The sequence below is a fragment of the Rhizobium sp. Leaf341 genome, from assembly GCF_001424325.1.
Taxonomy (GTDB): domain Bacteria; phylum Pseudomonadota; class Alphaproteobacteria; order Rhizobiales; family Rhizobiaceae; genus Ferranicluibacter.
Genome location: NZ_LMPE01000012.1, coordinates 179,018 through 192,574 on the forward strand (window position 1 = coordinate 179,018; position 13,557 = coordinate 192,574).

At 64.3% G+C, this 13,557-nt stretch carries 11 protein-coding genes; 9 read left to right on the plus strand and 2 right to left on the minus strand.

Annotated elements, in window-relative coordinates:
- The first annotated feature begins 20 nt into the window (after positions 1 to 20).
- Positions 21 to 785, plus strand: coding sequence for an SDR family oxidoreductase (locus tag ASG03_RS13790; protein ID WP_062693999.1), 765 nt, complete (start codon positions 21 to 23; stop codon positions 783 to 785).
- 255 nt (positions 786 to 1,040) lie between these two features.
- Positions 1,041 to 1,721 carry a CHASE3 domain-containing protein gene (locus ASG03_RS13795; RefSeq protein WP_062694000.1) on the plus strand — a complete coding sequence of 227 codons (681 nt, stop codon included), beginning with the start codon at positions 1,041 to 1,043 and terminating at the stop codon, positions 1,719 to 1,721.
- A gap of 52 nt (positions 1,722 to 1,773) precedes the next feature.
- On the opposite strand, the gene ASG03_RS13800 is transcribed toward ASG03_RS13795, so the two are convergent.
- Positions 1,774 to 3,174: an MFS transporter gene (locus ASG03_RS13800; RefSeq protein WP_062694001.1), complete on the minus strand. Its 1,401-nt coding sequence runs from the start codon at positions 3,172 to 3,174 to the stop codon at positions 1,774 to 1,776.
- 245 nt (positions 3,175 to 3,419) lie between these two features.
- Here ASG03_RS13800 and ASG03_RS13805 point away from each other — a divergent pair, with 245 nt between their 5' ends.
- The 7 genes from ASG03_RS13805 to ASG03_RS13840 all read left to right on the plus strand — a co-directional run bounded on the left by ASG03_RS13805 (position 3,420) and on the right by ASG03_RS13840 (position 12,748).
- Positions 3,420 to 5,981, plus strand: a complete 2,562-nt coding sequence (locus tag ASG03_RS13805; protein WP_062694002.1) for a GcvT family protein — start codon at positions 3,420 to 3,422, stop codon at positions 5,979 to 5,981.
- A 244-nt stretch (positions 5,982 to 6,225) separates the two neighbouring features.
- Positions 6,226 to 6,600: a hypothetical protein gene (locus ASG03_RS13815; protein ID WP_062472692.1), complete on the plus strand. Its 375-nt coding sequence runs from the start codon at positions 6,226 to 6,228 to the stop codon at positions 6,598 to 6,600.
- 160 nt (positions 6,601 to 6,760) lie between these two features.
- Positions 6,761 to 8,173 (plus strand): PepSY-associated TM helix domain-containing protein, encoded by a 1,413-nt coding sequence (locus ASG03_RS13820; RefSeq protein ID WP_062694003.1) that lies wholly within the window; start codon positions 6,761 to 6,763, stop codon positions 8,171 to 8,173.
- A 248-nt stretch (positions 8,174 to 8,421) separates the two neighbouring features.
- Positions 8,422 to 10,188, plus strand: a complete 1,767-nt coding sequence (locus ASG03_RS13825; RefSeq protein WP_062694004.1) for an alkaline phosphatase — start codon at positions 8,422 to 8,424, stop codon at positions 10,186 to 10,188.
- A 148-nt stretch (positions 10,189 to 10,336) separates the two neighbouring features.
- Positions 10,337 to 10,795, plus strand: coding sequence for a hypothetical protein (locus tag ASG03_RS13830; RefSeq protein ID WP_062472698.1), 459 nt, complete (start codon positions 10,337 to 10,339; stop codon positions 10,793 to 10,795).
- A 4-nt stretch (positions 10,796 to 10,799) separates the two neighbouring features.
- A complete protein-coding gene (locus ASG03_RS13835; protein ID WP_062694005.1) occupies positions 10,800 to 11,483 on the plus strand; it encodes an ABC transporter ATP-binding protein in 684 nt (227 codons plus the stop codon).
- Entirely contained in the window at positions 11,480 to 12,748 is a 1,269-nt protein-coding gene (locus ASG03_RS13840) for an FtsX-like permease family protein (protein WP_062694006.1), read from the plus strand. The genes ASG03_RS13835 and ASG03_RS13840 overlap by 4 nt, the downstream gene beginning before the upstream one ends.
- A gap of 98 nt (positions 12,749 to 12,846) precedes the next feature.
- Here ASG03_RS13840 and ASG03_RS13845 read toward each other — a convergent pair whose 3' ends face one another.
- The gene (locus ASG03_RS13845; RefSeq protein ID WP_062694007.1) at positions 12,847 to 13,317 is read right to left on the minus strand and encodes a PaaI family thioesterase; all 471 of its coding nucleotides are present in this window, start codon (positions 13,315 to 13,317) and stop codon (positions 12,847 to 12,849) included.
- Positions 13,318 to 13,557 lie beyond the last annotated feature (240 nt).

Below are 13,557 nucleotides of genomic sequence, written 5' to 3' on the forward strand. Positions count from 1 at the left end.
TCCATTGTGCGAGGCAGACCATGAAAACCAGCGGAAACACCATTCTCGTGACCGGCGGCGCGTCCGGAATCGGGCGCGAACTGGCGGAGCGATTTCACGCTCAGGGCAACACCGTCATCATCGCCGGGCGCCGACAGGAGCGCCTGGACGAAGTCGCCGCGACCCATGACGGGATCGTCGGCTATGCGCTCGATATTGCGGATCCCGCAAGCATCGACGCTTTCGCAGAGACGGTCGTCCGCCATCATCCGGAGATCAACGTTCTCATCAACAATGCCGGCGTGATGATGTTCGAGGACCTGACGCGGTCGCGCGATCTTGCCGATGCGGAATCCACCATCGCAACCAATCTCCTTGGCCCGATCCGGTTGACCAACGCCCTGATCGATCATCTGACGACACGGCCCGACGCCGCGATCGTCAACGTCACCTCCGGTCTCGCCTTCGTGCCCCTCATCGCGACGCCGACCTATTCCGCAACGAAGGCTGCGATGCATTCCTACACGGTGAGTTTGCGGGAAGCGCTCAAGGGCAAGGTCGAGGTCATCGAGCTTGCGCCACCCGCCGTGCAGACCGAGCTGACGCCGGGGCAGTCGACACGCGACGGCTACATGCCGCTTGGCGATTTCATGGACGAGGTCATGGCGCTGTTCTCGCGGCAGCCGACACCGGCCGAGATTCTTGTCGAGAAGGTCGGTTTCCTCCGCTTTGCCGAGGCAGAGAAACGCTTCGATCCGACACTCGCGGCCGTGAACGATTTTGCGCGCAGGGCACGCGAAGGCTAACAGGCGTCTACGGACCCGCAGCGAGGCCGGGATCGACGGACGGGGCGAAGGTCAGAGGCGAACAAGCAGGGAAGAAGGGCGCTCCATTATATTTTTGCCCTTTGCGATGAACCAGCTTGTCCGCAGAGGTCCTTGTCCCACTTCATCTCCCACGATACGGCGTTCCCAGGAACATCGTACGGTTGACGGTCACGGATCGGTCGTTGTCGGCGGAGCGCCGGCGACGGCCCGGGCGGCCATGGGAGAGCCAGAACGATGAACTCCTCCTGGGGTGCGCTGCGTGCCAGATACCTGACGACGCCGGTTCTGCTGCGGTCGATACCGGTCGGCGTTGTGATCGCCGCCGGTGTTGTCGCAACGACCTGGACGCATATGCTCCTCAGCGATCATCAGGACCTCGTCGTTCATACCTATGAGGCGATCGATACGACCAAGGATGTGCTGATCGGCCTCGACGATGCCGAGACGGGACAGCGTGGCTACCTGTTGAGTGGCGACCGCCGATACCTCGAACCCTACGACAAAGCCCTGACACGACTGTCCGATCTGCGGCGCAGCTTGCGATCGCACATCTCCGACAATGCCGAACAGATCAAACGGGTGGAGACGCTCGGCGGAATGATCGACGAGAAGCTCGGCGAACTCAAGCGATCGATCGCGGCTCATGACGCGGACGGTTTCGAGGCGGCCCGGCAGTTGGAAATCGCCATGATGGACCGCGCCACGATGGACGACATCCGCCGCGTGATCGGTTCGATCACGGAAAATGAGAAGGCGCTCCTGTCGGCGCGGCAGTCGGAGGTCGACCGTGACGAAGCGCGGATCCGGATCGTTGCAATCCTGGTCGGTCTCGCATCGTTCCTGACGCGTGCGGCAATCGAGCTTTACCTCGGCCGGAGAGAGCGGGTCGCTGCGAGCCGCGAGCGACGGCAATAAGCGCCCCGGCCGGCTGGCGGGGCGCTTGCGACCGGAGGTGCGCTGGCCGCGATCAGTCGCCGGCGCAGGCGGCTGCAACCTTCTTCATCGACACAAGCCAGATGGCCAATCCGCAGACGGCAAAGCCTGCCAGCGTCAGATAGGCCGCCGAAAATCCGTAATGGGAGACGATGACGCCGGCTATCGCAGGGCTGAGGGACGCGCCGACGCCCTGCACGGTCATGACGGCGCCGAGGCCGGCATTGATGTGGCCCGTGCCCTTCAGCATGCGCGCCACGAGACCGGGCACAGCAACCCCGAGGAGGCCGGCACCGACGCCGTCGAGCATCTGGACCGGGATGAGCGCATAGGGGCTCGGCCAGAGACCGGCGATCAACCCGCGAACGGGCAACGCCACCAAGGCCGCGACGAGAAGCAGGAAATAGCCGCGCCGTCCCGCAAAGCCGGCCGCGAGAAGGGCGATCGGGATCATCGTCAATTGGGCGATGATGACGGTCGCGGCCGTGTAGGAGACGGGGTCCGACAGGAGGCTCTGCAGAGACGATGGCTGGCTGACCGGCTGGGCTGCGGGCTGGCCCGGCTTGCTCTGCCCCGGAGGCAGCGTGGTCGCGGCATCGGCCTTTCCGCCTGCATCTGCAGTGTCCGTCGTCCCGCCCTTGGCCGGCGCGGTGGAATTCTCCGCCTGGGTCGCGACCTGCTGCCCGAGGAGCGGAAGCATGGCGCCGTTGCCGAAATGGAAGAGCATGAGCGTCGCGGCGAGGATCAGCAGGGGCGTCGATTTCCAAAGGACGCTGAAGCCGGATGGCGCGTCGGCGTCCTGGCCCGCCTTTTTCTCGATCCCGCGCGCGGCATCATGGTCGATGTCGCCGGGCCGGATCATCAAGACGGCGATGATCGAGCCCGCGGCCATGGCCGTCATCAGGATGAACACGGCGGTGAGCCCGAATTCATAGCCGAAGAAACCGGCGCCAGCCGCCGCAAAGACGTTGCCGCCGTGATTCCAGGCCTCGTTTCGTCCGAGCTGCGGGGCGAGCCCCTTCTGTCCGACGAGACCGAGCGTCAGGCCGGCAACGGCGGGACCGATGGCGGCCCCTGCGATGCCTGTCGCGATCTGCGAGGCCGCGACGAAGGTCAGGGTGGGAACGAAGAGAATGGCCAGCGACGCGATGATGACCAGGGCTGCGCAGAACCCGACCATGAAGCGCTTTGCCTTGGAGGCATCCGCAAGCGCGCCAAGCGGCGTGGTCGCCAGCATGCCGGCAATGCCGCCGATCGTCATGACGACGCCGATGGTCGCCGTGCTCCATCCCTGGCCGATCAGGAAGATGCCGAGGAACGGTCCGAGTCCGTCGCGGACGTCGGCGAGGAAGAAGTTGACGGCGCTGAGGGCTTTCACCGACCGCGACCGAGGTTCTACAGGCGCCACATGTGCGCTTGCCGCCATTGTACTCATCGGGGAGTTCCTGTGCTGGACGGAGTGTCGGTAAGAATTCGCTTCGAAACGCGCAGGGCGATCAAAGGTTTCTCATAAAGGGCCTGTTTATCAACGTGCTGCTTTCATGCCGGACGAGACGGGCGGAGACGTCGCAGATGGACCCTGTACCACCGTTTTTCGCGGCCAGTCCTTGTCGCTTTCAGATCAGGCGTCGCACGGGCTAAGCTCTACAATCGCACAAGATCAGAGACACGGGGCAGGCAATGGCAGAGTTTCCAAGCAGGGCAAAGGTCGTCATCATCGGGCTCGGCGGCATCGTCGGTGCTTCGATCGTGCATCATCTCGTCGAGCGCGGCTGGGACGATATCGTCGGCATCGACAAGTCGGGCATTCCGACCGATATCGGCTCGACGGCGCATGCCTCGGACTTCTGCTACACGACCAGCCATGATTACCTTTCGGTCTGGACCACGCAGTACTCGATCGATTTCTACGAAAAGATGGGTCACTACGCCCGCATCGGCGGCCTCGAAGTGGCTCGCACCGGCGACGACAGCTGGATGGAGGAAATCAAGCGCAAGCTGTCCTCCGCCAAGGCCTTCGGCACGCGGGCGCATTACGTCAGCCCCTCGGAAATCAAGCAGATGTTTCCGCTGATCGAGGAAGACCAGGTCCAGGGCGGCCTCTTCGATCCGGACGCCGGCCTCGTCATTCCGCGGTCGCAGACCGTCGCCGGCAAGCTGATCGATGCCGCTGAAAAATCCGGCAAGCTGAAGATCTTCGGCAACACGCCGGCAACGTCGCTGATCGTCGAACACGGCCGTATCAAGGGCGTTGTCACGCATCGCGGAACGATTCTCGCCGATCACGTCATCGTCTGCGCCGGCATCTGGGGACGCCTGATTGCGGAAATGGTGGGCGAGGACCTGCCGGTCATGCCGGTCGATCACCCGCTGACCTTCTTCGGCCCCTACAATGAATTTGCCGGCACCGGCAAGGAAATCGGCTTTCCGCTGCTGCGCGACCAGGGCAATTCCGCCTATATGCGCGACACCGGCGATCCGAACACGACCGAGGGCGGACAGATCGAGTGGGGCTATTACGAGGCCGACAACCCGCGCCTCTGTCATCCCCGCGAGATCCTCGAAAAGCACGAAGCACGCCTCTCACCCTCGCAGCGCGATCTCGACATGGAGCAGATCCTCACGCCGCTGGAGCGCGCGATGGAGCTGACGCCGATCCTCGGCGAACTCGGCTACAACGAAGGGCACTCGTTCAACGGCCTCCTGCAGGTTTCCGCCGCCGGGGGTCCGTCTTGCGGGGAAAGCCAGAAGGTGCGCGGCCTCTGGTACTGCGTGGCCATCTGGGTCAAGGACGGTCCGGGCTACGGCAAGCTGATCGCCGACTGGATGACCGATGGGCGCACCGAAATCGACCACAGCTCGATCGACTATGCCCGCTTCTACCCGCATCAATTGACGGAAGCGTTCATCGAGGGCCGCAGTTACGAAGCGGCGCAGAAGATCTATTTCCCGGCGATTCATCCGCGCGAGCCCTACGCCTCGGGCCGTGGCGCCAAGCGCTCTCCCTTCCACGAGCGTGAAAAGGAACTGGGCGGCTATTTCATGGAGCTCGGCGGCTGGGAGCGGGCCCATGGCTACAAGGCCAATGAGCACCTGCTCGAAACCTATGGCGACCGGGTACCGGTGCGCGAGAACGAGTGGGACAACCGTCACTTCTGGCGGGTCTCCAACGCCGAGCATCTGGCGATGAGCGAGGATTGCGGCATCGTCAACCTGTCGCATTTCCACATGGTGGACATCGCGGGGCCCGATCATGTCGACCTCCTCGAATGGCTTTGCGCCGCCAAGATCGGCGGCGACGGCAACATCGGCAAGGGCATCTATACGCACTTCCTCGATGACGAGGGCATGGTTCGTGCCGACTTTACGGTGATCCGCATGGCCGACCGCTGCCGCCTCATCAATGGCGCAGATGCAGGCCCGCGCGATTTCCACTACATGAAGCGCGTCGCGCAGGATCGCGGCCTCGACGTGACCATCACCGACGTCTCGGAAGCGTTCACGACCATCGGGATCTGGGGTCCGAACGCGCGCGAAACGCTGAAGAAGGTCGTCGCCGATCCCGCCGCGCTCGATCCCGAAAACTTTGCCTTCGCGGCGATCAAGCCGATCGAGATCGCAGGCGTGACCGTGACGGCCTTCCGCATTTCCTATGTCGGCGAGCAGGGCTGGGAACTGCACATGAAGTACGAAGACGGCCTGGCCGTCTGGGACGCGCTGCGCGCAACCGGCGTGATGGCCTTCGGGGTGGAAACCTACGCAAATTCCCGCCGCATGGAAAAGAGCCTGCGTCTGCAGAATGCCGACCTCCTGACGCAGTACAATCTGATCGAGGCGGATCTGGCCCGTCCGAAGGTCAAGGAGGCGGATTTCCGCGGCAAGGCCAAGCACCTCGAATACAAGGCGCGACCGCATCAACCCGCCATGCTCTGCACGCTGGTCATGACGGAGAACACGGACGCGAACGGGGTCAAGCGTTATCCGGTCGGATCGCTGCCGGTCATCGATCCGGAAACGGGCGCCGTGCTGGTCGACGATCTCGGTCGCCGCTCCTACACGACCTCGATCGCCTACGGTCCGACGATCGGCAAGAACATTGCGCTCGCCTATATCCCGCAGTCGCATTGCGTCGTCGGGCGAACCCTGACCGTCGAGTACTTCAACGAAAGCTACCCGGTCGAGATCGTCGCTGTGGGCTACAAGCCGCTCTATGACCCCGAGAACCTCAAGCCGAGAAGCTGAGGCTCTGCTTGCCGGATCTCGGCGCGGCCGCCTTTCAGTTCGAGGCGGCTGCCCTTTTCGGGAGAACGACCCGTTGGAAGACCGCGCCGATCGCGCGGCACGATACTGGCGGGAAGCGGTTGGCGCGGCTCGGTCCTGGCAAAGCTCGCCGCGAGCAACATGCGTCGCCGCAGTCGCCAGAACACGCGCTCTTGCTCCAAAATGTCGCGATGACAGGCGAGATGGAGTGTGTCATTCCTGAGGCATGACATTTCTGCGCCGGATCATCGAAGACAGGCAGACGGGAGGGCTCTTCGGCGTCCTGCTCGCTTTGTCCTTTGCGATCCAGACGCTGATCGTTGGATGGTCCAGTGCCGCGATGGCGGCGCCGGATCCCCTCTCGGTCCTCTGCGTGTCGGAACAGGGCGCGCATCGCCCGGCCGATGGCCATCATCAGGATTGCCCCTGCAGCACGCTCTGCCATGCCGGCGTGCACGTGCAGTCCCTTCTGGCACCCGTCGACGATACCGGCCTGCCGATCCGGTTTTCTGTCTTTATCGACGAACCCGTCGACGTCGCCACGCCGCTGTCCGCCATTGTGGATGTCAGGCGCTACGACGCCCAAGGGCCGCCCGCCTGATCCGGAAAAGCAGCTGACGGGCTGACGGCCCGCCTCATCCGAGCTGAAGACGTCCGCCGCGGCGCGCGTTTCCACGCCGGCCGATGTCTCGGTTTCACGCTTTTTCCGCCGATCCGCGCGCTGTTCTGCGCCGATCTGCGCACCCGTTCGAGGATTGACCATGACTGATGTCACCCCATCGCGGCCGGCGGGCGATTCCGCTCCGTCTGTCGACCTCTACCGCGCCATCTGGCGATGGCACTTCTATGCCGGCCTGATCGCCGTTCCCTTCATGATCCTGCTGGCCGTCACCGGTTCGCTCTATCTCTTCCGCGACGAAATCGACCACTCGGCCTTCGCCCATCGTACAGTCGTCGCCCTGGAATCGACGCCGCAACAGGCGCCGAGCGCTCTCATCGGCCGTGCGCAGACGGCTGTCCCGGCAGCGCGGGTAAAGGCCTACCGGCCTCCCGCCGGTCCGACCTCCTCGGCACGCGTCACCCTCGAAACGGCGGATGGCGCAGCCTACGTGTTCCTGAACCCCTATTCCGGCGCGATCCTCGCCACGATGTTGAAACGACAGGAATTCAACGAGGTGGTGCGCAAGCTGCACAGCCTTGAGTATTTCGGTCCCTATGCCAATCGTCTCATCGAGGCGATGGCTGGATTCGCTATCATCCTCGTCATCTCCGGGTTTTATCTCTGGTGGCCGCGGCGGCAGACCGGCGGGGTGCTGAGCGTGCGGGGAACACCGTCGCGTCGCGTGTTCTGGCGTGACACCCATGCCGTCACCGGGGCTGTCGCCGGCGGTCTGATCGCCTTCCTCGCGCTGTCGGGCCTGCCCTGGTCGTCCTTCTGGGGCGGCAAGCTGACGGAACTGGCGGTGGCGACCGGCACGGGGTATCCCGCGGCGCTCTGGGATGCCGTTCCGACATCCAACGAGCACGCTCAGCATGCCCTGCAGACCGTCGGATGGACGATGGAGGCCTCGCCGATGCCGATGTCGCATCCCATGACGGGCGATGGCACGATGACAGCGGAACCGATGGGAAAGGGCGCGGAGGCCGCCCCTCTCGGCATCGACAGGATCGTAGAGATCGCACACGCGCGCGGCCTGGCACCGGGGTTCGAGGTCACGCTTCCAGACGACGCGACCGGCGTCTTCACGACGGCCGTCTTTCCCGACGACCTTTCAAAGGTACGCACGATTCATATCGATCAGTATAGTGGGAAACCTCTGGTCGATATCGGCTATGCCGACTACGGTCCGCTCGCCAAGATCACCGAGTTCGGGATCAACATCCACATGGGCCAGCAGTTCGGACGTGTGAACCAGCTCCTGATGCTGGCGACGTGCCTCGCGATCATCCTGTCCTCGGTGGCCGCCGTCGTGATGTGGCTCAAGCGCCGGCCGGCCGGCCGCCTCGGCGTGCCGCCCTATCCCACGAGCCGCAGGGTCTACGGCGTCCTCTGGGGCATGGCGGTGGTCTTCGGCGTGATGTTTCCGCTCTCGGGCCTGCTGATCGTCGCCATGGTCGGGTTAGACATCCTCGTGATCCGACGGGTGCCCGTCTTGAGGCGGACATTCGCCTGACGCTCGGGACACGTACCTTGCGGACGGATGAATAGCAGCGACGCGGCAGCCGAAGGAGATTGCCGCGCCGCTTCACGATGTCGACGATCAAACAGGCAGAATGGCCGCCGGCGCCGCGCGCACGCGCACCTCGAAGGGGGGCGCGTCGATCGCTCGGCTCGAGCGAGGGGGCCTGACCATCATCCCACCGTCACACAGGACGGTTAAGGCTGCCGCAAACAGTCTCACGCGATCCGAACGAGGTTATCATGCGGACCCTTCTTGCTGCGCTCGTCGCAACCACCATTCTTGCCGGCACGGCCCAGGCCACGACGGTCTATCCGCTTTCGCGCGCAACGATCCTTGCCGGATCGCCCTTCGACTTCAAGGTCGAGCTGCCCGGCGTGGTGAAGGCCGATGACGTGAAGATCACGGTCAACGGGGAGGATTATGTCGCAGCTCTCGGATCGGCTGCGGCGTTCGTGGCTGAAGAGAAGGGCAAGGAGGACAAGGTCCTCGGTTCCGCCCTGATCCTGCGCGGGGCGCGGATCCTCAAGGCCGGCAGCTACAAGGTCGATGTCACGGCGGGCGGCGAAACGAAATCGGTGACGTGGGAGGTCTACGACACCATCGCCCAGCCCAAGGCGAAGAACGTGATCTTCCTTCTCGGCGACGGTCTGTCCGTCGCGCATCGGACGGGCGCCCGCATCATGTCCAAGGGCATGACGGAGGGCAAAGCCAACGGTCGCCTCGCCATGGACGATCTCGATCACATGGCCTTCGTGGGGACGTCGGCAACGGATGCGATCGCGACCGACAGCGCCAATACGATGTCGGCCTACATGACGGGGCACAAGACCGCCGTCAACGCGCTCGGCGTCTATGCCGACCGGACACCGGCAAGCCTCGATGATCCCAAGGTCGAGACGATTGCGGAAGCCCTGCGCCGCACCACGAAGAAAGCGATCGGTGTCGTGTCGACTGCCGAGATCGAGGATGCGACACCAGCCGCCGTGGTCGCCCACACGCGCAAACGCGCCGACAAGGCCGATATCGTCGGCATGTTCTACGCCGTTCAGCCGGACGTCATCCTCGGCGGCGGCTCCGCCTATTTCCTTCCGCAGGCAACGCCGGGCTCCAAGCGCAAGGACGACAAGGATTACATCCAGCTGTTCAAGGACGCCGGCTATGCGCTGGCGACCGACAAGACGGAGCTTGCGGCCTCCTCCGGAACGAACGCGGCCAAGCTTCTCGGGCTGTTCCACACAGGCAACATGGATACGGTCCTCGACCGGGACTTCCTCAAGAAGGGAACCGTTTCCAAATTCCCCAACCAGCCGGGCCTTGTCGACATGACGAACGCCGCGCTGACCCAGCTCTCCCGGAACCAGGAGGGGTTCTTCCTGATGGTGGAAGGCGCGTCGATCGACAAGATGTCCCACCCCATGGACTGGGACCGGGCCTTGTACGAGACGATCGAGTTCGACAAGGCCGTCGCCGTCGCGCGCGACTTCGCTGCAAAAAACCCGGAAACGCTGATCGTCGTCACCGGCGACCACACGCATGGCATGTCCATCGTCGGCACGATCGACGACGAAAAGCCGGGCACCGAGATGCGCCAGAAGGTCGGCGTCTACGCCGATGCCGGCTTCCCGAACTACGAGGACAAGGACGGGGACGGTTATCCGGACAAGGTCGACCCGACGCGCCGTCTTGCTGTCTTCTCCAGCAATTTCCCGGATTACTACGAGACGTTCCGTCCGAAGCTTGAAGGCCCGTTCGAGCCGACGGTTCAGAATGAAAAGAAGGAGTATGTCGCCAACCCGGCCTACAAGGACGTCCCCGGTGCCGTTCTGCGCGAGGGCAATCTGCCGCGGGCCTCGGAAAGCGCCGTCCACGCCGTGGACGACGTCGTGCTTCAGGCGAGCGGTCCCGGTGCCGAAGCGTTCAAGGGCTATTTGGAAGAAAGCGACATCTACCGGGTTCTTGCCGACACGCTCGCCCTCGGCGCACCCGACAAGATCGGGGCGAAATAAGCGGCGATCCGGCCTGGGCGCGGCCGTCCGGTGCGCATGGGCTTGCCGGACGGCCTCGCCGCTGTTCATGCCGGTCGATCGAGGTTGGGGCGGCCTTGCTTTAAATGGATATGGTCGGGCGCGTCCGCCGCCCGCTCGAGGAAACGCGATGACGAAGACGAAGCCCATGCGACGCCGTACCCTGCTTGGCCTGCTCGCCGCCTTGCCGGTGCTGACGAGAGTGCCGCGGGCCCATGCTGCCACGGAGGTCGGCTTCGATGATCTCTATGGCAGCGTCGGCGTGCTGGGTCTGACCTTCTCCGATACGGTCAAAAGGCTGAACGGGCAAAGCGTGACGATGAGCGGGTTCATGGCGCCGCCCCTCAAGGCCGAGGCGACCTTCTTCGTCCTCACCGAAATTCCCATGTCGATCTGCCCCTTCTGCTCGTCCGACTCGGATTGGCCGGACAATATCGTGGTTGTCTATCTCGACGCGGCACAGACCTTCGTTCAGCCGGGGACGCGGATCTCCGTTTCCGGCATGCTCGACGTCGGTACGTGGACCGACCCCGAGACGGGCTTCGTCAGCCGCCTGCGCCTTCGAAGCGCCCGATACTGGTCGGTGTGAGCCCATGCTGTCCCTGACCCTCAAGGATATCTCGGTTTCCTATCCGGGCCTCGGTGCACCGGTTCTTGCGATCCCGCATCTTGAGGTCGGTGCCGGCGAGATCCTTGCGGTCACGGGCGCTTCGGGCTCCGGCAAGAGCACCTTCGTGAACGTCATTTCAGGATTGGAGCCTCTCCGGGAGGGGCAGGTCGATTGGAGTGGCACCGATCTCGCGGGTCTTGCGGAGCATCGGCGCGACCGATGGCGCGGGACGCATGTCGGGCTCGTCATGCAGGACTTCCATCTGTTCCCCGGCTTGTCGGCGCTCGACAATGTGCTGCTGCCGGCGCGCCTCGCTTCGGAGGCGTCCGCGGCCGTCAAGCGCCGGGCACGCGATCTCCTGGCCAGCACGGGTCTCGAGCGGCCGAGCCAAGCGGTCGAGACGATGTCGCGCGGCGAAATGCAGCGGGTCGCTCTTGCGCGCGCGCTCGTGCGTGCACCGGGCGTCGTCATTGCCGACGAGCCGACAGCCAGCCTTGACGAGGCGAGCGGGCAAATCGTCGCGGACCTTCTGGTCGGTCTCACCGGGGCGGTCGGCGCAACGCTGATCGTGGTCTCGCACGATCCGGGGCTCATCGCGCGCCTGCCGCGGCGGATCACGCTCCAGAGCGGGAAGATCACGCAGGATAGCCGGGCGGTGACGCCATGATCGGGTTCATCCTCGCCGATATCCGCCGCCACAAGGCCGGAACGCTTGCCATCCTCCTTCTTGTGGCCGTTGCCGTGGCGCTGGCCGTCTCCGTGATTCTGCAGGAGCGCGCCCTTCGGCTCGGAAGCGCGCGCGCAGCCAATGCCTTCGACCTCGTGATCGGAGCCGCCGGGAGCGAGACGCAGCTGGTGCTCTCCTCGATCTTTCTTCAGGCGGCCCCCCTGCCGCTCATGGACGGCGCCGTGTTCCAGCGGCTGGCGACCGATCCGCGCGTCGCCTTTGCCGCACCGATCGGTTTTGGTGACAGTTTTGCAGGCTATCCACTGGTCGGCACATCGTCAGCGCTTGTCGCCCATCTTTCGCCGCAGCTGCAGGAGGGGGCGGGTTTCCGCCGGGAGGGTGATGCCGTCATCGGCGCGGCGGTCGATCTGGCCATGGCCGCCGTGATCAAGCCGATGCATGGCACGGCCGAAGGCGGGGGCCATACCCATACCGGGATCGCCTATTCCGTCGTCGGCCGGATGAAGCCCACGGGCACTCCCTGGGACCGGGCCATCCTCGTTCCGATCCAGGCGGTGTGGGACCTGCATGGCATGGGTCACGCCGAGGCGGATCATGCGGAGGCCGAAGGTGAACAGGCCAAACATTCGTCGGCCGGACCTGCAAGCGGCGACCTGGAGCACAGTGCCGATCCCGCGGCCGCTCTCGACGAGGACTGGGCGGCGCATGCCGCCGGACTTCCGGCCGTGCTGGTCAAGCCGAGGACCATCGCCGACGCGTACAAACTTCGCCAGGAATATCGCTCCGGCACGACGCTCGCCGTCTTTCCCGGCGAGGTTCTGACACGTCTCTATGCGACGCTTGGAGACGCCAAGGTTCTCCTGCTCGCCGTCGCGATCGGCACGCAGGCCCTGATCGCCGCCGCCCTGCTCCTGGTGACGATCATGCATGTCGCGCAGCGTCGGCGTCAGATCGGGGCGCTTCGCGCCTTTGGTGCGCCGCGCACGGTCGTGTTCCGGATCATCTGGTTTCAGCTCTTCGCCATCGTCCTAGCCGGTATTTTTCTTGGCTTCGGCCTTGGCTATCTTGCTTCCGAGATCATTGGCAACATTGTCTCCCGACAGAACGGCTTTACGATGCCCGTGATGTTCGACAGTGAGGATATCGTCTTTGCGGCCTCGGTCGTGGCGTTTGCCGCCGTGCTCGCCGTGGTCCCGGCCGTGCTTGCCTACCGCCAGTCACCGGCCGCGGCCCTGAAAGGCTAGGACCCGCCGGCGCCGCCAAGCGATGATGGCGCCGTTCGACCGCAAGCGGGACGGGCGATCGCGGCCTGCTGTGCAGGGATGCCGTCAGCTGGCCACCGTCAGACGGCCGCCGTCGGCCGCTCGATCGCAAAGACCAGTAGCGTCGATGTGGCACTGGCGCAGAGCTTGCCGTCCCGATCGGTCAGCGTTGCTTCGGCGAACGCGGCGCGCCGCCCGATCGACAAAACCCGTCCTTCCGCGCGAACGGGACCGCTCGCCTCGGTCAGCGGACGATGATAGGCGATCTTCAGTTCCAGCGTCGTATAGCCTTGGTCGGCCGCCAGCCTGGAGTGGACGGCGCAGCCGCAGGCACTGTCGAGCAGGGTGGCGGCATATCCGCCGTGGACCGAACCGATCGGATTGTAGACGCTGCGATCCGGGTTTCCTTCAAAGACGGCGCGTCCCTCCGCGATCTCGATCAGGACGAACCGCATCGTATGGTTGATGGGCGGAGGCGTGTTCGCTGCCAGCAGGGCCCGTAATTGATCGAGACCCGAGAGTCCCGCCTGATTGTTCCGGAAGACATCCATCCTTGTTCCTGTTCAACGAGAGTGCGGAGATGCGGGGCGAGACGAAAGGCAGATAAGAGGCAGAGGCCTTGAAAGTCGGCACGCTCTTACGCGGACGGTCGCTGCTTACGCACGTCATGTCAGCTCACGTGCATTTTTTTTCGCGGCTTATCGGAAGCATCAGCTTTAATATGATGATGATCATTTAACAAGGCCACACATCCACGGTTACGAGCGGATAAAAATACGCGGTAGTCAAAA

What these genes read in the sequence shown, in the direction of transcription:
- ASG03_RS13815 (WP_062472692.1), top strand. Translation starts at nt 6,226, where the DNA reads ATGACATTTCTGCGCCGGATCATCGAAGACAGGCAGACGGGAGGGCTC.
- ASG03_RS13795 (WP_062694000.1), top strand. Translation starts at nt 1,041, where the DNA reads ATGAACTCCTCCTGGGGTGCGCTGCGTGCCAGATACCTGACGACGCCG.
- ASG03_RS13840 (WP_062694006.1), top strand. Translation starts at nt 11,480, where the DNA reads ATGATCGGGTTCATCCTCGCCGATATCCGCCGCCACAAGGCCGGAACG.
- ASG03_RS13830 (WP_062472698.1), top strand. Translation starts at nt 10,337, where the DNA reads ATGACGAAGACGAAGCCCATGCGACGCCGTACCCTGCTTGGCCTGCTC.
- ASG03_RS13800 (WP_062694001.1), bottom strand. Translation starts at nt 3,174, where the DNA reads ATGAGTACAATGGCGGCAAGCGCACATGTGGCGCCTGTAGAACCTCGG.
- ASG03_RS13845 (WP_062694007.1), bottom strand. Translation starts at nt 13,317, where the DNA reads ATGGATGTCTTCCGGAACAATCAGGCGGGACTCTCGGGTCTCGATCAA.
- ASG03_RS13790 (WP_062693999.1), top strand. Translation starts at nt 21, where the DNA reads ATGAAAACCAGCGGAAACACCATTCTCGTGACCGGCGGCGCGTCCGGA.
- ASG03_RS13805 (WP_062694002.1), top strand. Translation starts at nt 3,420, where the DNA reads ATGGCAGAGTTTCCAAGCAGGGCAAAGGTCGTCATCATCGGGCTCGGC.
- ASG03_RS13820 (WP_062694003.1), top strand. Translation starts at nt 6,761, where the DNA reads ATGACTGATGTCACCCCATCGCGGCCGGCGGGCGATTCCGCTCCGTCT.
- ASG03_RS13825 (WP_062694004.1), top strand. Translation starts at nt 8,422, where the DNA reads ATGCGGACCCTTCTTGCTGCGCTCGTCGCAACCACCATTCTTGCCGGC.
- ASG03_RS13835 (WP_062694005.1), top strand. Translation starts at nt 10,800, where the DNA reads ATGCTGTCCCTGACCCTCAAGGATATCTCGGTTTCCTATCCGGGCCTC.